A 19,454-nucleotide genomic window follows, 5' to 3' on the forward strand; every position below is an offset into this window, starting at 1 on the left:
GAGCCGGGGCGAGCGCAAAACCGGCAAGAACCAGCAAAGCGGCGATGCATTTCATGATATTTCACCCTGTATGCCGCCTTTTCAGCGGCCTGTTTGTTATGGCTGCATCATAAGCGCCAAACCGCATCCATCCGCTTAAAATCTTCGGTAAGCGGATGGTTCAAAGGCAGGGTAAAGAAGGGGTTATGATGGGTGCATCTGCCACAAACGGCACTGTCACAACCTCGGCATAGCCGCTTGTTTCTTCTCCCCGCCGGGGAGAAGGTGGCCCGAAGGGTCGGATGAGGGGGTAACGTTGCCGGATTTTCGGAGAGCTTGCCCCCTCATCCCGCTGCCGCGACCTTCTCCCCGGCGGGGAGAAGAAACAAGCGGCACTCGCTCGCTCCATATCAAGCATCATGGCACGTAAGGGCCTGCCCGGTTTCAGGGTGTGTTTCGTCACTCAAAGATGCTAGGTTCGGTCCGTTAGACCGTGCATGACGCGCGATATAATCTCACTGCGAAGCAGCAGGTGTCGCAACCGGCTTCTGGTTTTCGCCAAGCGCCCGCAGTTCGGCAACCCGGCGCTTATATTCGGCTTCCGAAATCTGGCCATTGCGGCGGGCAGCGCCAAGACGCGAGAGGCTCGATTCCATGGTGGAAGCCTCATCGTCGCCCATCTGGGTGCCGGCCGCCGTCATGGGCGCCGAAAAGGTTGGATAGGTGCCGGTATCACGCCTCTGGCTCACTGCATTGTCGCTAACGGGGCGCGGGCCGACGATTTCGGCTGTCGGGCGGCGCATATGGGCCGGCGCCACGATCGGTTCGGGAGCCTTGCAAGCGACGAGCCCGGTAACAGCCACGACGCCGGACAGGGAAAGCACAGCGATTCTCGCAGCATTTTCCGCATATGTTCCCCAGGTGCCCATCTGCTTGCCCATCGTCATGTTCCGCCTGTAAGGATATCTGCAGATATCGAATTCGACTGCGGTTCGGCGCTTTGCGGCCTCCCCTTGCTGGTGGAACTTGTATTCGTTTTCATGCAGAATGTGCAAACACAAATTTGGCGGAGGACAGCGCATGGCAGGTGTTGACGGTGGGCAGAAGAAAAAGGGCGGCAAAACGCCCGGTTTCGACGCCGGATCCGCCGAAGCCTACCTGATCCGCGATCCTGAAGCCTTCGCGGTCAACATTGCCCGCGCGCTTGAAAATCTCGGCAAGGCCGCCTCCGAATGGCTGGCGCCGCGCGAACGCGGTGAAATCCCCGAAAACAGCGCCGACCCCATGACCGACCTCGTCAAGACGCTGTCCGATGTCGCGGAATACTGGATGGCCGAACCGAAGCGTTCGCTGGAAGCACAGACCCATCTTCTCTCCAGCTATTATGACCTTTGGGCAAAATCGGTAGCGCAATTTTCCGACGCGGCCGATTCGGCCCCGGAAAAACCCACTGAGACCGGCCCTGCGGAACGCCGCAACCGGCGTTTTGCCGATGCCGACTGGCAGGCCAATCCGTTTTTTGATTTTCTCCTGAAAGCCTACCAGACCACCGTGGGCTTCGCCGACCGGATGGTGACAGAAGCCGAAGGGCTGGATGAACACACCCGCACCAAGGCGCTGTTCTACATGCGGCAGGTAACGGAGGCGCTCTCCCCGGCCAATTTCGTCTTCACCAATCCGCAGGTTTTCCGCGAGACGGTCGCCTCCAGCGGCACCAACCTCGTCAAGGGCATGGCGCAGCTGGCGGAAGATGTCGCGGCCGGCAATGGCCACCTGAAACTGCGCCAGACGGATTACAGCAAATTCGTCATCGGCCAGAATATCGCGGTGACATCAGGCAAGGTAGTCGCGAGAAGCCCGCTCTGCGAAATCATCCATTATGCGCCGACAACACAGAAGGCCTTCAAACGGCCGCTGCTGATCGTGCCGCCATGGATCAACAAATTCTACATTCTCGATCTCAATCCGCAAAAATCCTTCGTTGGCTGGTGCCTGGAGCAAGGTCACAGCGTCTTCATGGTCTCCTGGATCAACCCGGATGCCCGCCTCGCCGACAAGGGCTGGGACGACTACATCCGCGAAGGCATCGATTTCGCCCTCGACACCATCGAGGAAAGAACCGGCGAGAAACAAATCAACGCCATCGGCTACTGCGTCGGCGGCACGCTTTTATCCTCGGCGCTGGCACTGCATGCGCAGCAAGGCGACGAGCGTATCCGCAGCGCCACGCTGCTCGCCGCGCAGACCGATTTTATCCATGCGGGCGATCTCAAGGTCTTCATCGATGAAGGCCAGCTGGCGGCTCTCGACAGGCACATGCAGGCGGTCGGCTATCTCGATGGCTCGATCATGGCCACCGTCTTCAACATGCTGCGCGCTTCCGATCTCATCTGGCCCTATATGGTCGATAATTACCTGCGCGGCACCGAGCCCCTGCCCTTCGATCTGCTCTACTGGAATTCCGATTCGACCCGGGTGACGGCCGCCAGCCACTCCTTCTATCTGCGCAATTGTTACCTCGAGAACAACCTCGCCCGCGGGCTGATGCGTGTTGCCGACAAGCGGATCAATCTCGGCGACATCAATATCCCCGTCTATGATCTCGCCACCCGCGACGACCATATCGCGCCTGCGAAATCGGTCTTCACGGGTGCTGCGCTGTTCGGCGGGCCGGTAGAATTCGTGCTTGGCGCTTCCGGCCACATCGCCGGCGTCGTCAATCCGCCGCAGCTTGAAAAATACCAATATTGGACGGGGCCGTCACCGGCTGGAGACTTTGATGCCTGGCAGGCTGCCGCCACCGCCCATAAGGGCTCATGGTGGGTGCACTGGCAGAACTGGATCGAAAGCCAGAATGGCGAGAAGGTGAAGGCGCGAAACCCGGAAGACGGCAAACACGCCGTGCTCGGCGATGCGCCGGGAACCTACGTCCTTTCCTGATCACGCCGACCGTCTCTCACCCTTCAGGCCACATGTTCTTCACGCCCCCACTCGTTCCCGCCACGCTGATTTCCCGCTACAAGCGTTTCCTCTTCGATGCCGTTCTCGACGACGGCACGGCGATTACCGGCTCCTGTCCCAATACCGGCTCCATGCGCGGGCTGACGACGCCGGGTTCGCGCATCTGGCTCTCCGAACATGACAGCCCGACCCGCAAATACCGGCACATGTTTGAAATGGTCGAGGCCGATGGCACCGTGGTCGGCATCAATACCGGCATGCCGAACCGGCTGGCGGAAGAGGCGATCCTGTACGGCCGTATCCCTGAACTTGGCGGCTATTCGACGATCCGGCGCGAACAGAAATACGGCCGCAATTCCCGCATCGATTTCCTGCTATCGGAACCCGGCCGGCCGGATGCCTATGTGGAAGTGAAGAACGTGCATTTCATGCGCGAAAAGGGGCTCGCCGAATTTCCTGACACCGCCACCAAGCGCGGTGCCAAGCATCTGGAGGAATTGGGTGACGCAGCGGAAGCTGGTTACCGCTCGGTGATGCTCTATCTCATCCAGCGCGACGATTGCGAGCGGATGCGCATCTGCGACGATCTGGACCCGGTCTATGCGCTGGCATTTCAACGGGCGATGGCGCGTGGTGTGGAGGCTTATGCGGTGAAATGCGCGGTCTCCCCGGCACAAATTTCGGTCAGCGGAACGGTTAAGATGGACGAATGGCGTCCGGCTGTTTTATGAACAGGGACGTAAAGACACAGAAAGCACCAAGATGGTCACCTATATCGACGCAGCCTCCGCCCCCCTCAAGAACACGGGCGTCATCCGCCTTTATACGCCTGAGGATTTTGACGGGATGCGCAAGGCGTGCCAGCTGACGGCGCGTTGCCTCGATGAACTGGCGGCCATCGTCAAGCCGGGCGTGACGACCGACGCCATCGACCGTTTTGTCTTCGAATTCGGTGCCGACCACGGTGCGCTGCCGGCGACGCTGAATTATCGCGGTTACACGAAATCCGTCTGCACCTCGATCAACCATGTGGTCTGCCATGGCATTCCGGATGAAAAGCCGCTGCGCGACGGCGATATCGTCAATATCGACGTGACCTATGTGCTGGACGGCTGGCATGGCGACTCGAGCCGCATGTACCCGGTCGGCCAGATCAAGCGCGCCGCCGAGCGGTTGATGGAAGTGACCTATGAATGCCTGATGCGTGGCATCGCGGCGGTGAAGCCCGGTGTGCGCACCGGTGCGATCGGTGCTGCAATCCAGGCCTATGCCGAGGCCGAGCGCTGCTCCGTCGTGCGCGATTTCTGCGGCCATGGCGTCGGACGCCTGTTCCACGACACACCCAACATCCTGCATTACGGCCAGCCGGAGGAAGGGCCGGAAATTCGCGAGGGCATGATCTTCACCATCGAGCCGATGATCAATCTCGGCAAGCCGCATGTGAAGGTGCTCTCCGATGGCTGGACGGCGGTGACACGTGACCGTTCTCTCTCCGCGCAATATGAACATGCCGTCGGCGTCACGACCACCGGCTGCGAAATCTTCACGCTGTCACCGGGCGGCTTTGATCGCCCGGGCCTGCCGCCACTCGCATAAGGCCAGACCGCCTATGTCAAAACGCCCTGCCCCGCCTCCCGCCGATCTTTCCCCGACGTCAGGCTTTGAGGCGGGCGAAGGCGACCTGTTCGACGCGGCGGATGAGCGCGGCTTTTTTGCCGAACCGCGAAGTGCACCGAAGAATCCTGCCGCGGCCCTTGTGGAGCCCGAAGCGGAAATCGCCCATTATCATGGCCACCGGGAGCGGCTGCGGGCGCGTTACCGCGATGGCGGCGATGCCGCACTTGCCGATTACGAGTTGCTGGAACTCCTGCTGTTCCGGCTGATCCCGAGGCGCGATACCAAACCCATCGCCAAGGCGCTGATCGCCCGCTTCGGAACGCTTGGCGGCGTGCTCGGCGCACCTTTGCCGCTGTTACAGGAGGTGAAGGGTGTAGGCGAGGCTGTGGCGCTCGATCTCAAGCTCGTCGCTTCGGTTTCCCAGCGCATGCTGAAAAGCGAAATCCGCAACAAGCAGGTTCTCGGCTCTTGGTCTTCGGTCATCGATTATTGTCATGCCGTCATGGCCCATGAAACCCGCGAACAGTTCCGCATCCTGTTCCTCGACAAGCGCAATGTCCTGATCGCCGACGAGGTGCAGGGCCAGGGAACCGTGGACCACACACCGGTCTACCCGCGCGAGGTGGTGCGCCGCGCCCTTGAACTATCCTCTACTGCATTGATTTTAATACATAATCACCCAAGTGGAGACCCCACACCTTCGCGGGCCGATATCGAGATGACCAAAACCATCATCGATACAGCCAAGCCGCTCGGCATCGCCGTTCACGACCACATCATCATCGGCAAGGATGGGCATGCCAGCTTCAAAGGGCTTCGGCTTATTTGAAAATCAACTGGTACTGACGCGAAGGCTCTAACGCGCATGCAACCCATAAGGGCGGCATCAACAAAAAATTAACACCTATAAATTAGCATTTCCGAAAATAATAAAACAAGGCATCGAACCTTGGTGCCTTGAAGAACGGGGGTGCTTTATGCGTAATGCAGTGCGTTTCCTTCGCGATCGGTCCGGCTCGAACGCTGTCGAGTTCGCCATCGTCGCGCCGATCTTCTTTCTCGTCCTTTTGACCATGATCGCCTACGGGATCTACCTGATGGCGGCCTATTCGGTGCAGCAGATCGCCGCAGATGCGGCGAGAACGGCGGTTGCCGGCCTCAATACAACCGAGCGCCAGCAGCTTGCCCGGGATTTCGTCACCAAAAGCGATCTCAGCTACGCCTTCATGGACAAGAAGCGTTTCACCGTCGATGTCGCCACCGATCCTGCCAATGCCAACCAGTTCACGGTCAAGGTCGAATATGACGCCAGCGATCTGCCGATCTGGAGCCTCTACAGCTACACCATGCCAGAGCCGGTCATCCGGCGTTTTTCCACCATCCGGATCGGAGGAGCGTGACATGCGAACTATCCATTCCCTGCTCCCCGCTTTCCTCAAAGATCGAACGGGCAACATCGCCATCTCGGCAGGGCTTACCGCGCCGCTTTTCATCGGCGTCCTGGCGCTTGGCGTCGATTACGGTTATCTGACCCTGCAGAAACGGCAGTTGCAGCAAACCGCCGATCTCGCAGCCATATCGGCGGCCGCCAATGCCGCCGATCCGGAAAGGGCGGTGCAGCAATATTTCGCCCTCAACGGCATGGATCTCGGCGTCAAGACGCCGCAGGGCCTGCTCACTCCAAACGGTCTTCAGCCCTTCGATCCCGCAAACGAGTTTGCAGGCAGCAAGGGTTACGCCGAGGTCATCAAGGGCCATTATGAACCAGACGCAACCGTTCCTGTCGGCGAGCGGTTCGTCGACAACGCCCTGCCCACCAATGCGGTGAAAGTGAACATCGTTGAAAAGGGCCAGATATTCTTCGCCGCCGCCTTCACCACGCCGCCCAAGATTTCCGCGGTTGGAACGGCCTCATCCCAGAGGATCGCGGCATTTTCAGTGGGATCGCGACTTGCAAGTCTCGACGAAGGTATTTTGAACAGCCTGCTCGGCGGCCTGCTCGGCACCACGGTTTCGCTCAAACTCATGGATTACCAAGGGCTGGTTGCCGCCGATGTCAACGCGCTGCATGTCGTCGAGGCGCTCGCCATCGATCTCAAGCTCACCGCCGGCACCTACAAGGATGTTTTGAAGACGGAAATCACCTACGGCCAATTCCTCAATGCGTTGACCAAAACCACCGGCCTGCAGCCGGCTGTCGCCAACATTCTGAAGACACTGGAAAAAACCGCCAACAAGAGCAACATCAAACTTAAACTCGAAGAGATCCTCAATCTCGGGCCGTTCTCGGACAAGCTGATCGGTAGTGGTGAAAACCTCAAGGTCACCGCCGGCGTCTTCGATCTCCTCAATGCCGCAGCCGTTGCCGGCAATGGCGGCGATCAGCTGGCGCTCAATCTCAACGCCAATGTTCTCGGTCTCGCCTCCGTCAAGGCGACGCTTGCCATCGGTGAACCGCCGGTCGAAACCCCGTCGCTCGCCGTTGGTGGCCAGGGCACCATCGTGCGCACCGCACAGACCCGGCTGGCCGTCAGTGTTGTGGTGGACGGGCTTCAGGCCATTGCCGGCCTCAAGGTCAATATCCCGCTTTATGTGGAAGTCGCCCATGCCGAAGCACGGCTTGCCGATATTCGCTGCACCGGCGGCGGACAGGGAACAGTCGATGTAGAGGTCGTTCCCGGCGTCGCGGAAATCGCGCTCGGCAACGTCGATACCTCCGCTTTTGCCAATTTCGGCAAGGACCCGCGTGTCACCAAGGCGGCAATCGTCGATTCAGCGCTGCTTGCCATCAATGGCAGCGCCCTCATCAATGCCACCAACATGACGAAGACCAAGCTGACCTTCACGCAGTCGGATATCACGCAGGCCAAGATCAAGAGCGTATCCACCAAGGACACCGTCACCACTCTTGTCAGCTCGCTGCTGAAGAACCTCAATCTGGATATCAGACTGCTCTTCCTCAACCTCGATCTGGGAGGCCTGGCGGGCATTCAGGCAGCGCTTGCCAACACGCTTGCGGTGGTTACCACGCCGGTCGATCAGTTGCTCTACAACGTGCTTCTGGTTCTCGGCGTCAAGATCGGCGAAGCCGATGTGCGCGTCACCGATGTGCGCTGCCAGCAGCCGGCGCTGGTGCAATAACCCCGCAGATAGACACAAAAAGCCGCCGGGAAATATCCCGGCGGCTTTTCATTTGATCGCTCTTTATATCAGACGTTGGCAATCGCCAGACGCTTCTCGTCCCGGCCGCTCTTCATGCGCTCGGAGAGAAGGAACGCCAGCTCCAGTGCCTGATCGGCGTTGAGGCGCGGATCGCAATGGGTGTGGTAACGGTCCGACAGCGAATCCGCCGTCACGGCCCGTGCACCACCCGTGCATTCCGTCACGTCCTTGCCGGTCATCTCAATGTGGATGCCGCCCGGATGTGTGCCTTCTGCGCGGTGGATCTGGAAGAAGCTTTCGACTTCCGACAGGATGCGCTCGAACGGACGCGTCTTGTAGTGGTTGAGCGTGATCGTGTTGCCATGCATCGGATCGCAGGACCAGACGACCTTGCGCCCTTCCTTCTCGACTGCACGAATGAGCTTCGGCAGGCTGTCGGCAACCTTGTCATGGCCGAAACGGCAAATCAGCGTCAGACGGCCGGCCTCGTTCGCCGGGTTCAGCGCATCGATCAGCTCGATCAGATTATCAGGCGTCAGCGACGGACCGCATTTCAGGCCAATCGGGTTCTTGATGCCGCGGAAATATTCCACATGCGCATGGTCGAGCTGGCGCGTGCGGTCGCCGATCCAGATCATGTGGCCGGACGTCGCGTACCAATCGCCGGAGGTGGAATCGACGCGGGTCAGCGCCTCTTCGTAACCGAGCAGCAGAGCCTCATGGCTGGTGAAGAAATCGGTTTCGCGCAGGCTCGGATTGTTTTCCGCGCTGATACCGATCGCCTGCATGAAGTTCATGGTTTCGGAAATCCGGTCGGCCAGCTTGCGGTAGCGGTCCGCCTGCGGGCTGTCCTTGATGAAGCCAAGCATCCACTGGTGAACGTTTTCAAGGTTGGCATAACCGCCCATTGCGAAAGCGCGCAGCAGGTTCAGCGTCGCCGCCGACTGGCGGTAGGCATCGAGCTGGCGCTCCGGGCTCGGTATGCGCGAGCCCTCGTTGAATTCAATGCCGTTGATGATGTCACCGCGGTAAGACGGCAGCGTCACGCCATCGAGCACTTCCACGTTGGAAGAGCGCGGCTTGGCGAACTGGCCGGCGATACGCCCAACCTTCACGACAGGCAGCTGCGCGCCATAAGTCAGGACGACAGCCATCTGCAGGAAGGCGCGGAAGAAGTCGCGGATATTGTCCGCGCCATGCTCGAGGAAGCTTTCGGCGCAATCACCGCCCTGCAGCAGGAAGGCGTTGCCTTCAGCCACATTGGCAAGCTGCTTCTTCAGGCGGCGGGCCTCACCGGCAAAAACCAGCGGCGGATAGGTCGCGAGCGTGGCTTCCGTTGCCGCAAGCGCTGCTGCGTCAGGATATTCGGGAACCTGCTGGATCGGTTTTTGACGCCAGCTGCCGGGTGTCCAATTCTGTGCCATGTTCTTACCCTTTTTTCGCCCGCGCAATAGCGACGCGGCCGCCTCCAAAATTTGAGCGGCTTATAGCTCCAAGCATCGACTTTGCATAGCCGATCTCCCGACCAACAGGCTCGTTCTGCCCGTTTTGAGCGCTTGAGACGCACAAAAGTCAATTCAAACGATTTAACAAACCCACCGCCATCCGAAAAACACCGGTTTCGAAGGGCGACAGGCAGATTTGGACGGCGATTATATCACGCTCGTATCAGCGCTACACGCGCTCGCCATTCACCACCCGGTAGCTCGGCGTATACATCGTCACCAGTTCCTCGGACGCCGTCGGATGAACCGCCATGGTGCGGTCGAAATCATCCTTGGTGCAGCCGGCTTTCAGCGTGATGCCCAAAAGCTGCGCCATCTCACCCGCCTCGTGGCCGAGAATATGCACGCCGACAACCTTGCGGTCAGCGGCATTGACGATCAGCTTCATGATCGTCTTTTCCTGACGGCCGGAAAGCGTCGCCTTCATCGGCCGGAACTGGGCGCGATAGACTTCCAGTTCCGGATATTTCTTGCCCGCTTCCTCTTCCGAAAGCCCGACGGTACCGATTTCCGGCTGCGAGAACACCGCAGTCGCGATCAGCTCGTGATCCGGCTTGGTCGGGTTGTTTTTGTATTCGGTTTCGATGAAGCACATGGCCTCATGGATCGCCACTGGTGTCAGCTGTACCCGATCGGTGACGTCACCCAGCGCGAAGATGTTTGGCACATTGGTGCGCGAATAATCGTCGACGATGATTGCGCCACGCGCATCCACCTTCACACCCGCATTTTCAAGGCCGAGACCCTTGGAATTGGGGTCGCGCCCCAGCGCCAGCATGACGAGACCCACATGCAGAGACTGGCCCTGCAACGTGCGCGCCACGAAGCCGCCGGAACCGTCACTGCTGACCTCCTGGATGACGTCTTCGAGAATAATCTTGATGCCCTTGGCCACCATCGCTTCATGCAGGCCCTTGCGCATGTCGTGATCGAATCGCGACAGGATTTCCTTGCCGCGATAGATCAGCGTCGTTTCGACACCGAGCCCGTGGAAGATATTGGCGAATTCCACGGCGATGTAACCGCCGCCGGCAATCAGGATCGATTTCGGCAATTCTTCGAGATCGAAAGCCTCGTTGGAGGAGATCGTCAGCTCATGGCCCGGCAGCGCCTTGTGCTCGTTCGGCGTGCCGCCGACGGCAATAACGATACGCTCGGCCGTGAAGGTCTCACCGGTTTTTGTAAGCTTCACGGTATGGGCATCTACCAGTTCAGCGCGGCTGTCGAAAATATCGGCCTTGGCGTTTTCCAGCCCCTTGCGATACAGCCCCTCCAGACGGGTAATTTCCTTGTCCTTGGCCGCGATCAGCTTCTTCCAGTCGAAACGGCGCTCACCAACGCTCCAGCCGAAACCTTCGGCATCCTCGAAATGTTCGGGGAATTGCGAGGCGTAGACGAACAGCTTCTTCGGCACGCAGCCGCGAATGACGCAGGTGCCGCCATAACGATATTCTTCAGCAATCCCCACGCGCTTGCCGAGCGAGGCCGCCACGCGGCCGCTGCGCACGCCGCCCGAGCCGCCACCGATGACGAAAAGATCGTAGTCATAAGCTGTCATAGTCAAAACCCCTGATCAAAACCACGCCATCAGCCTTCAAGGCGAACGGTGGCGTCTTCACGGCACATATAGGTGCTGCGACGCACAAATGAAAAGCCCGGTCTTGCGACCGGGCTTTGAATATTTCTGAACTGTCTGTTCATTTAATCAGGGCTTGGGAGCAGCCGGAGCGCCGCCCGTGGCGTTCTGATCGGCCGGAAGCGGCTTCAGATCTGCGCCGGCAACCTTCTGCAGTTCCGACATGCTGGACGCGTTGAGATCGCGGTTGATGCCGGCGGCCCAGATATCGGCGGCCTTCATCAGTTCGCGCGTGGCGATCGGGCCGTCCTTCAGGAGCTTCTTGCCCGCTTCGCTGCTGTAGAAGGCGGAAATGGCGTTCAGCTCTTCAACGCTGAAGGCGCGCGCATAAGTGAGTGCAGCCTCGCGTTCCAGATCGGCGCGGCGCGGCGCAAGCTCGAGAGCCTTGGCATCGACGGTCTCGGTGATGGCGTCTTCGACGTTCGGCGAGGCCTGAATGAGTTCGGCCTTCAGACGCTCTGCCAGTCCAGGCAGAATGTCGTCAAAACGGTCGGTAACGCCAAGAGAGGCGATTGCCTGCCGTGCGGCAGTAACATGCGCTTCCGAAATTTCCTGAGCGCGTGCGGCAGTACCGAACACAACGCCGGAAATGAGGATCGAAGCAGCGGCAGCTTTGCCCAGTCCCGCTAGTTTGATCATGAAAATCTCGCTCCTGTTATACTGCCTGCATCACGCGGGCGCCTTCAGGACCCGCGATGATGGCAAGCGATGCCAAATTTATGAAAAGTCCGTGCTCGACAACACCGGGAATAGCGTTCAGCTCGCGTGCTAGCGCTTCTGCATCAGGAATACGGCCAAAAGATGCGTCGAGGATCAGGTGTCCGCCATCCGTCATGAACACGCCGTCACCGGACGAACGCATCGTCAGCGTGCCGGAAAGACCGGACCGCGCCGCCAGTTTCTCGATGGCGATGCGCGTCGCCACCTGGCCGAAAGGGTTGATTTCGATGGGAAGCGGAAAGGCGCCCAGCGTCTCCACCACCTTCGTCTGGTCGGCGATGACGATCATACGGGCGGATGCCGCCGCGACGACCTTTTCGCGCAGAAGCGCGCCGCCGCCGCCCTTGACGAGCCGCAATGCATGATCCACCTCGTCCGCGCCGTCGATGGTCAGATCCAGTTCAGGCAATTCATCGAGAGATTTCAGCGGCACGCCAAGCTCGACGCACAGACGTGCTGTGCGTTCGGATGTCGGCACGCCCTCGACTTTCAGACCAGCGGCGACCTTCTCGGCCAGAAGCCTGACGAATTCCTCGGCCGTCGAACCCGTGCCGATACCAAGCCTCATCCCGTCTTGCACATGGGACAATGCGGCCTCGGCGGCCTTGATCTTCATCTGGCGGGCATCCATGTGCCTGAAACTCCGGTAGCTTTGTCGTCGCCGTGCTGTTTACACGGGTCGAAAGCCAAACGAAAGCCTTTTTCAAGCCAACGAACAGAACGTTGTGACGCGGTTGCAAAGACAGGCCCGTTTGCCTAGGCTTGGCAGGAATAAAAGCACCGACACCTCGACACCCGCATTCTCCAAGAGGCCCGTTCCCGTGACATCCCGCCCGCTCTCTCCGCTCGCCATTTTCGATCTCGACGGCACGCTCGTCGATACCGCCGCCGACCTGGTCTCGAGCCTCAACCACACCATCGCCGTTGCTGGCCTTGCCCCCGTCACCTATGACGACCTGACCCACCTCGTCGGCCAGGGTGCGCGGGTGATGATCAAGCGGGCTTTCGCATTGCGCCAGACGGAACTACCGGAAGCCGAGATCGATCCGCTTTACGAGCGTTTCATCACCCATTATCGCGCCGAAATGCCGGGTGAAAGCCGCCCCTATCCCGGCATTGTCAACACGCTGGATGCGCTCTCGGAAGCCGGCATCACACTTGCCGTCTGCACCAACAAGACCGAAATCCTCGCTTTGCCGCTGCTCGAAAAACTCGGGCTCACGCCCTATTTCGCGGCCATCACCTGCGGCGACACCTTCGCCTTCCGCAAGCCGGATGCCCGCCATATTCTCGGCACCATCGAAAAGGCCGGCGGCGATAGCAGGCGTTCCATCATGGTCGGTGACAGCATCAACGATATTCTCGCCGCAAAGAACGCCGCAGTGCCGTCAATCGGCGTGACCTTCGGTTATACGGATGTGCCGATGGCCGAGCTTGAACCTGACGTCGTGATCGATGATTTTGCAGCACTGACGCCGGCACTCTTCAAGAAGCTCATCGCCAAGGGCGCCGCTGCGGCCTGAAAAGCCGAACCGTCCAGCCGCTATCAAACAAAAAAGCGCCCTTTCCGGCGCTTTTTTTTCGAGATTGTCCTAATCAGATAGACGCGGCCCGCGCCTTCGTCGTCACGGCAAACGCCTTCTGCACATAGCTGTCACGATCATAGACGTCGTCGAAGAACTGCACCTTGCCATCCTTGTCCGGCCAGGCGGTGAAATAAGCAACGTAGACCGGGATTTTCACCGGCACCTGCACGGCGCGGTTCTTGCCCGAAGCAATCTGCTCGCCCACCTTGTCGACGCTGGTGCCGAGAACCGCAGCCGCCATACGGCGCGGATCGACCAGACGGATACAGCCGTGGCTCAGCGCCCGCATGTCGCGGTTGAAGAAGCTCTTGGCCGGTGTGTCATGCATGTAGATGGCATGCGCATTGGGGAACAGGATCTTCAGGTCGCCCAACGCATTGTCACTGCTTGGCGGCTGGCGCACGGAAACGGCATTGGTCGATCCGTACCAGTTGACGCTGGTGGAGGAGACCGCACGGCCGCCAACCTGCACTTCGTAACCCAGCCGGTCGAGATAGGACGGATCGCGACGCAGCTTCGGCAGCATCTCGTTGACGATGATCGACTGCGGCACGCCCCAATAGGGATTGAACTCGACGGTCTGGATTTCGTCCTGGAAGAAATAAGTCTGGTTGGCCTTGGAGCCGACGACCACCTTCATGCCGAACTGTTCCACGCCATCATTATGGTAATAGGCCATGAAGGCGGGCTGATTGATGAGGACGTAACGCTGGCCGAGATCGGCCGGCAGCCAGCGGATCTGCTCCATGGCCACCTGCAGCTTGGCGATCTTCGCCTCGTTGCTTTCGCCAACCATGGCGCGAACGGTGGCGCGGCCGATGACGCCATCCGGCTTCAGGCCGTTTTCGCTCTGGAACGCCTTCACCAGATCGACGAGATCAGGCGTATAATCCTGCGTCTGCAGGTAGCCCGAAATGATCGCCGCATGCTGCGCCTTGAAGGCGGGCGAAGCGCGATGTTCGATCGCCTTGACCACATTGGCCATATCAGCGCTGCTATTGCCGGGCTTCAGCACCAGATCGGCGGGAACGCGGACGGTGTGAGCCGCATCACCCTCACCACGCAGGCGGGCAAGGTCAGCCTTCAGTGCCTGATATTCGGCACTCGATGGTTCGCGGCTGCGCAGATAGGCGCCGACATCCGGGCTGAGGCCGGCAAGCTTCAGCACGGGGGTAAGGTTCACCGTCTTGCGCTTGAAATCATGGTAGCCGGAGAGCCGGTTCGGATCGACACGGCCGCGGGTCGTATCCTGCACATAGGCCAGAACCTTGGCAGACAGCGCCAGTTCGAACCGCATCTGCGCCCGCTGATAGGCGTCGGAGGTCGATGCCGATGCCGTTTCCACCGGCGTACCGGTTGCCGTCGTGCCGGAAGCATTGCTGCTGATGCTGGCGGTCACATCCTTTGCCGGTGCGGAAATGCTGTAATCAGCCGGATCGAGGCCGCTTTCGCCAACGGTCTCGAAGAAGGCGATGACGGCCTTGGCACGTTCGGTCAACTCACCTTCCGAAACCCATAGCGTCTTGCCGCCGGCGCCATAATAGGCTTCCAGCGCCTTGGCGATTTCCGGCGTGGCGCTGAACTTCAGATTGGCGAGATCGTCACTGAAATTGGCCGTGTTCACAGCGCGGGCGGTATCCGCCTTGTAGTCGTAATAACGCGGGCCGGAAACGCGCGGCAGGGGCTCGGGATCGGAAGCATCGGCGCTCGGTCCTGAAACCGACGGCGAGGTGACGACACCGGCCGGCGGCAATTCACCGCGGTCACGCGCAACCTTGCCCGGGCCGCCGCGCAGAAGGTCCATCAGCGTTACCGCACCGGCGCTGCCGGGAAGAGCGGTGGAAACGGAAAGACCGAGAACCAGCACCAGCGCTGCCGATGTTTTTCCAGATGTGACTTGCAATTTGATCCTCGTAGCACCCAGCACAGCCAGAAAAACGGCTTGCATCAGTTTCATGCCTGTCTAGCCGATAGACGGCCCGTTGAAAAGAAACGCCCAAAGTTCACAACCGTGCCGAAATGAACCTTATGATACAGCCAAAGCCATAAAAACGTAATTTCCAGAATTGGCGAGAATGGTTAAATTTCTATTTATTTCATTCACTTTGCCGTGGTTTGCCACACCGCTCGCATGCCACGGAAAGCCCGGTTTTCCGGACACTTCGGGACGTAGTAAAAATGCCACGCCGGTCCGTTTTTCACCCCGGCCCTGCCCTGATGTCGAAATCGCTTTAACACGGCGGGAAATATCTGCCCCTGCCGCATTGCAGCGCTTTCATTGCCGGCGCGATGATTCTATATATCGGCCGCGCAAGGCGGGCGAAGGCGCCGTTTTGGCGGAGGAACACGAGTAAAAAGGCAAGATTGATGACAGCCACACGGACGGAAACCGATACATTTGGACCCATTGAAGTTCAGGCCGATCGCTATTGGGGCGCGCAGGCGCAGCGCTCGCTCGGCAACTTCAAGATCGGCTGGGAAAAGCAGCCCGCCTCTGTCGTTCGTGCGCTGGGCATCGTCAAGCAGGCAGCCGCCCGCGCCAACATGGCGCTGGCCGGTCTCGACCCCAAGGTTGGCGACGCCATCATTGCCGCTGCGCAGGAAGTCATCGACGGCAAGCTGACCGAGCATTTCCCGCTGGTCGTCTGGCAGACCGGTTCCGGCACGCAGTCCAACATGAATGCCAATGAGGTGATTTCCAACCGCGCAATCGAAATGCTCGGCGGCGAAATGGGCACCAAGAAGCCCGTTCACCCCAATGACCACGTCAATATGAGCCAGTCCTCGAACGACACTTACCCCACCGCGATGCACATCGCCTGCGTGGAAGAGATCGTTCACCACCTGCTGCCGGCGCTCAAGCACCTGCACACGGCGCTGGAAGCCAAGGTCAAGCAGTTCGAGAAGATCATCAAGATCGGCCGTACCCACACGCAGGATGCGACCCCGCTGACGCTCGGCCAGGAATTCTCCGGTTATGCCGCGCAGGTCGCCTCGGCGATTGCCAATATCGAACTGACGCTGCCGGCAATTTCCAAGCTCGCCCAGGGCGGCACGGCTGTCGGCACGGGCCTCAACGCCCCGGTGGGTTTCGCCGAAAAGGTCGCCGACGAGATTTCCAAGATCACCGGCCTGCCCTTCGTCACCGCGCCGAACAAGTTCGAGGCGCTCGCCTCGCATGATTCCATGGTCTTCTCGCATGGCGCAATCAATGCCGCTGCCGCTGCACTCTTCAAGATCGCCAACGACATCCGCTTCCTTGGCTCCGGCCCGCGCGCCGGTCTTGGCGAATTGTCGCTGCCGGAAAACGAACCCGGCTCATCGATCATGCCGGGCAAGGTCAACCCCACCCAGTCCGAAGCACTGACGCAGGTTTGCGCCCACATCTTCGGCAACAATGCCGCCCTCTCCTTTGCCGGCTCGCAAGGCCACTTCGAGCTCAACGTCTATAACCCGATGATGGCCTACAACTTCCTGCAGTCGGTCCAGCTTCTGGGCGACGCCGCCGTCTCCTTCACCGACAATTGCGTCGTCGGTATCGAGGCACGCGAAGACAATATCCGCAAGGGTGTCGAAAATTCGCTGATGCTGGTGACAGCGCTGAACGGCAAGCTCGGCTACGACATCTGCGCCAAGATCGCCAAGACCGCCCACAAGAACGGCACGACCCTGCGCGAAGAAACCGTCGGCGGCGGATACCTCACCAACGAGGAATTCGACCAGTTCGTGCGTCCGGAAAACATGATCGGACCGAAGTGATCGGTTTGGATTTTGGTGAAATGCAGAACGGGCCTTCTGGCCCGTTTTTTTGTTTAAACATACATCGCTGCGCGACGTCATCCTCGGTCTTGTGCCGAGGATCTGCAAACGTATCGCCAATCGCAACGTAGCAGATGCTCGGGACAGGCCCGAGCATGACGACAGAGAGCGCATACAAAAAGGGCCGCAAAAGCGGCCCTCTTCGTAATCATTCAAACCGTCAAACCAGCCGGCTCTGCTCCACCGCCGCCTCGACGAAGCTGGCAAACAGCGGATGCGGGTCGAGCGGGCGGCTCTTCAGTTCCGGGTGGTACTGCACTCCGATGAACCAGGGATGGTCAGGATATTCCACCGTTTCCGGCAGGACACCGTCCGGAGACATGCCCGAAAAGACCAGGCCGCAATTTTCCAGACGGTCCTTGTAGTCCACATTCACCTCGTAACGGTGGCGGTGGCGCTCGGAAATCTCGGTGGAACCGTAGATGTCGGCGATCTTGGTGTCTTTCTTCAGCGCCGCCTTGTAAGCGCCGAGACGCATGGTGCCGCCGAGATCGCCCTTGTTGGAGCGCTTTTCCAGTTCGTTGCCCTTTACCCATTCCGTCATCAGGCCGACGACAGGCTCAGCGGTCGGACCGAACTCGGTGGACGAGGCATTTTCAATGCCGGCGAGATGACGGGCCGCTTCTACGACCGCCATCTGCATGCCGAAGCAGATGCCGAAATAGGGCACCTTGCGCTCACGGGCGAACTGCGCCGCCATGATCTTGCCTTCCGAACCGCGTTCGCCGAAACCGCCCGGCACGAGGATACCATTGACCTTTTCGAGATAGGGCGTCGGATCTTCCTTTTCGAAGACTTCCGACTCGATCCACTCCAGCTTCACCTTGACGCGGTTGGAGATGCCGCCGTGGTGCAGCGCCTCGATCAACGACTTATAGGCATCCTTGAGGCCGGTATATTTGCCGACGATCGCAATCGTTACCTCGCCTTCCGGCGTGCGGATGCGGTTGCAAACTTCTTCCCACTGTTCCAGACGCGGCTTCGGCGCAGGCTCTATGCCGAAAGCGGCCAACACTTCCGAATCGAGGCCTTCCTTGTGGTAAGCCATCGGCACGTCATAGATGTTCGCCGCATCCAGCGCCTGAATGACGGCGGACTGACGCACGTTGCAGAACAGCGAGAGCTTGCGGCGTTCCGCTTCCGGGATTTCCCGGTCGGCGCGCACCAAAAGAATGTCGGGGTGAATACCGAGCGCCTGCAGTTCCTTTACGGAATGCTGGGTCGGCTTGGTCTTCAGTTCGCCTGCCGCCGGAATATAGGGCATCAGCGTCAGGTGAAGATAAATCGCTGTACCGCGCGGCAGGTCGTTGCCGAGTTGGCGGATCGCCTCCATGAACGGCATCGCCTCGATGTCACCCACCGTGCCGCCGATCTCGCAGATGACGAAATCGTAATCGTCATTGCCTTCGATCACGAAATCCTTGATCTCGTTGGTAACGTGCGGAATGACCTGAACGGTTGCGCCGAGATAGTCGCCGCGGCGTTCCTTGTCGATGATGTTCTTGTAGATGCGACCGGTCGTAATGTTGTCGGTCTTGGTGGCCGAACGCCCTGTGAAGCGCTCATAGTGGCCAAGGTCGAGGTCCGTCTCGGCACCGTCATCCGTCACGAACACTTCGCCGTGCTGTGTCGGGCTCATGGTGCCGGGATCGACGTTCAGATAGGGGTCGAGTTTGCGAAGCCGCACCCGATAACCACGGGATTGCAACAAAGCTCCGAGTGCTGCTGCGGCGATGCCCTTACCTAAAGAGGAGACCACGCCGCCTGTGATGAATACATATCGCGCCATGGGATTCACCGGATACCTTTTTACCTCTGATTCCGCCAGCCCAAATTTCATGCTTTCGAAAATTCGCTGTTGACGAATTTACGATGGGACGCGGCGGAATGCGAACAAAAGAAAACCGGCAGGCTTTTGGCCTGCCGGAGTGTTAAATCAGAACCGGGCTTATTGACCGGTCGGAACTGCGTTCGGATCGGCGGGCTGCGCCGGTGCCGGGGCGGCCGTACCGGAAGCGGCAGGAGCCGGAGCCGTCTGGGCGGGCGCTGCTGCGCCATTGTTGGTCGGAACGCCATTTCCAGCCGGAGCCGGCGTTGCGGGCGTCGTTGCTGGGCCGAGCGTGTCGAGAATGCCGTTGCCCTGACCTTGCGTGGCCGGAATACGGTTCAGAATATCGGTCGGGCGCGCTTCGTAACGGGTCATAAGACCAAGGCCGAGCGACGTCAGGAAGAACAGCGCGGCGAGGATACCCGTGGTGCGGGTCAACGCATTGGCCGTTCCGCGCGCGGACATGAAGCCCGAACCGCCGCCGATACCGAGGCCGCCGCCTTCGGAACGCTGGATCAGGACCACGCCGACGAGCGCCAGCACGATCATGAGGTGTATAACAATCAAAACGGTCTGCATGACAATCCATTCCATGCCCCGCGCGGAGCACTACAAAGAAGGTTTCGCGGCTCTTTACATGA

The 19,454-nt window shown here is 59.7% G+C and carries 16 protein-coding genes; 8 read left to right on the forward strand and 8 right to left on the reverse strand.

Going from position 1 to position 19,454, the window contains the following annotated elements; translation table 11 throughout:
• Nucleotides 1–494: 494 nt before the first annotated feature.
• Complete coding sequence (locus JZX89_RS03340) at nucleotides 495–920, reverse strand: hypothetical protein (protein WP_236776530.1); 426 nt, start codon at nucleotides 918–920, stop codon at nucleotides 495–497.
• A gap of 139 nt (nucleotides 921–1,059) precedes the next feature.
• Between JZX89_RS03340 and JZX89_RS03345 the strand changes: the two genes are divergently transcribed.
• From JZX89_RS03345 to JZX89_RS03370, 6 genes are all read left to right on the forward strand, one after another.
• Entirely contained in the window at nucleotides 1,060–2,919 is a 1,860-nt protein-coding gene (locus JZX89_RS03345; protein ID WP_207133053.1) for a PHA/PHB synthase family protein, read from the forward strand.
• Between the two features lie 32 nt (nucleotides 2,920–2,951).
• Nucleotides 2,952–3,671 carry a DNA/RNA nuclease SfsA gene (gene sfsA / locus JZX89_RS03350; protein ID WP_207133054.1) on the forward strand — a complete coding sequence of 240 codons (720 nt, stop codon included), beginning with the start codon at nucleotides 2,952–2,954 and terminating at the stop codon, nucleotides 3,669–3,671.
• 31 nt (nucleotides 3,672–3,702) lie between these two features.
• A complete protein-coding gene (map, locus tag JZX89_RS03355; RefSeq protein WP_153513776.1) occupies nucleotides 3,703–4,536 on the forward strand; it encodes a type I methionyl aminopeptidase in 834 nt (277 codons plus the stop codon).
• A gap of 13 nt (nucleotides 4,537–4,549) precedes the next feature.
• On the forward strand, nucleotides 4,550–5,386 hold the full coding sequence (gene radC / locus JZX89_RS03360) for a RadC family protein (protein WP_153513777.1): 837 nt from the start codon (nucleotides 4,550–4,552) through the stop codon (nucleotides 5,384–5,386).
• A 148-nt stretch (nucleotides 5,387–5,534) separates the two neighbouring features.
• Complete coding sequence (locus tag JZX89_RS03365; RefSeq protein WP_153513778.1) at nucleotides 5,535–5,957, forward strand: TadE/TadG family type IV pilus assembly protein; 423 nt, start codon at nucleotides 5,535–5,537, stop codon at nucleotides 5,955–5,957.
• Nucleotide 5,958: 1 nt separating this feature from the next.
• Nucleotides 5,959–7,698 carry a TadG family pilus assembly protein gene (locus JZX89_RS03370; protein WP_207133055.1) on the forward strand — a complete coding sequence of 580 codons (1,740 nt, stop codon included), beginning with the start codon at nucleotides 5,959–5,961 and terminating at the stop codon, nucleotides 7,696–7,698.
• A gap of 68 nt (nucleotides 7,699–7,766) precedes the next feature.
• Here the strand turns inward: JZX89_RS03370 and JZX89_RS03375 are convergent, their stop codons facing one another.
• From JZX89_RS03375 to rpiA, 4 genes are all read right to left on the reverse strand, one after another.
• A complete protein-coding gene (locus tag JZX89_RS03375; protein WP_207133056.1) occupies nucleotides 7,767–9,143 on the reverse strand; it encodes a class II 3-deoxy-7-phosphoheptulonate synthase in 1,377 nt (458 codons plus the stop codon).
• 250 nt (nucleotides 9,144–9,393) lie between these two features.
• Nucleotides 9,394–10,782 carry a glutathione-disulfide reductase gene (gene gor, locus JZX89_RS03380; RefSeq protein WP_207133057.1) on the reverse strand — a complete coding sequence of 463 codons (1,389 nt, stop codon included), beginning with the start codon at nucleotides 10,780–10,782 and terminating at the stop codon, nucleotides 9,394–9,396.
• A 147-nt stretch (nucleotides 10,783–10,929) separates the two neighbouring features.
• Nucleotides 10,930–11,499, reverse strand: coding sequence for a DUF2059 domain-containing protein (locus JZX89_RS03385; protein WP_149897529.1), 570 nt, complete (start codon nucleotides 11,497–11,499; stop codon nucleotides 10,930–10,932).
• Nucleotides 11,500–11,515: 16 nt separating this feature from the next.
• Nucleotides 11,516–12,211 (reverse strand): ribose-5-phosphate isomerase RpiA, encoded by a 696-nt coding sequence (rpiA, locus tag JZX89_RS03390; protein ID WP_207133058.1) that lies wholly within the window; start codon nucleotides 12,209–12,211, stop codon nucleotides 11,516–11,518.
• Between the two features lie 190 nt (nucleotides 12,212–12,401).
• Here rpiA and JZX89_RS03395 point away from each other — a divergent pair, with 190 nt between their 5' ends.
• The gene (locus tag JZX89_RS03395; RefSeq protein ID WP_207133059.1) at nucleotides 12,402–13,103 is read left to right on the forward strand and encodes an HAD family hydrolase; all 702 of its coding nucleotides are present in this window, start codon (nucleotides 12,402–12,404) and stop codon (nucleotides 13,101–13,103) included.
• 73 nt (nucleotides 13,104–13,176) lie between these two features.
• On the opposite strand, the gene JZX89_RS03400 is transcribed toward JZX89_RS03395, so the two are convergent.
• The gene (locus JZX89_RS03400; protein WP_246746652.1) at nucleotides 13,177–15,123 is read right to left on the reverse strand and encodes a L,D-transpeptidase family protein; all 1,947 of its coding nucleotides are present in this window, start codon (nucleotides 15,121–15,123) and stop codon (nucleotides 13,177–13,179) included.
• A gap of 410 nt (nucleotides 15,124–15,533) precedes the next feature.
• On the opposite strand from JZX89_RS03400, the gene fumC reads away from it, so the two are divergent.
• A complete protein-coding gene (fumC, locus tag JZX89_RS03405; protein WP_153513783.1) occupies nucleotides 15,534–16,925 on the forward strand; it encodes a class II fumarate hydratase in 1,392 nt (463 codons plus the stop codon).
• Nucleotides 16,926–17,145: 220 nt separating this feature from the next.
• Here fumC and pyrG read toward each other — a convergent pair whose 3' ends face one another.
• Nucleotides 17,146–18,783 carry a CTP synthase gene (gene pyrG, locus JZX89_RS03410; RefSeq protein WP_369809523.1) on the reverse strand — a complete coding sequence of 546 codons (1,638 nt, stop codon included), beginning with the start codon at nucleotides 18,781–18,783 and terminating at the stop codon, nucleotides 17,146–17,148.
• Nucleotides 18,784–18,933: 150 nt separating this feature from the next.
• Complete coding sequence (secG, locus tag JZX89_RS03415) at nucleotides 18,934–19,392, reverse strand: preprotein translocase subunit SecG (RefSeq protein WP_207133061.1); 459 nt, start codon at nucleotides 19,390–19,392, stop codon at nucleotides 18,934–18,936.
• Between the last annotated feature and the right edge of the window lie 62 nt (nucleotides 19,393–19,454).

It is taken from the genome of Agrobacterium burrii (assembly GCF_017313405.1).
GTDB lineage: Bacteria > Pseudomonadota > Alphaproteobacteria > Rhizobiales > Rhizobiaceae > Agrobacterium > Agrobacterium burrii.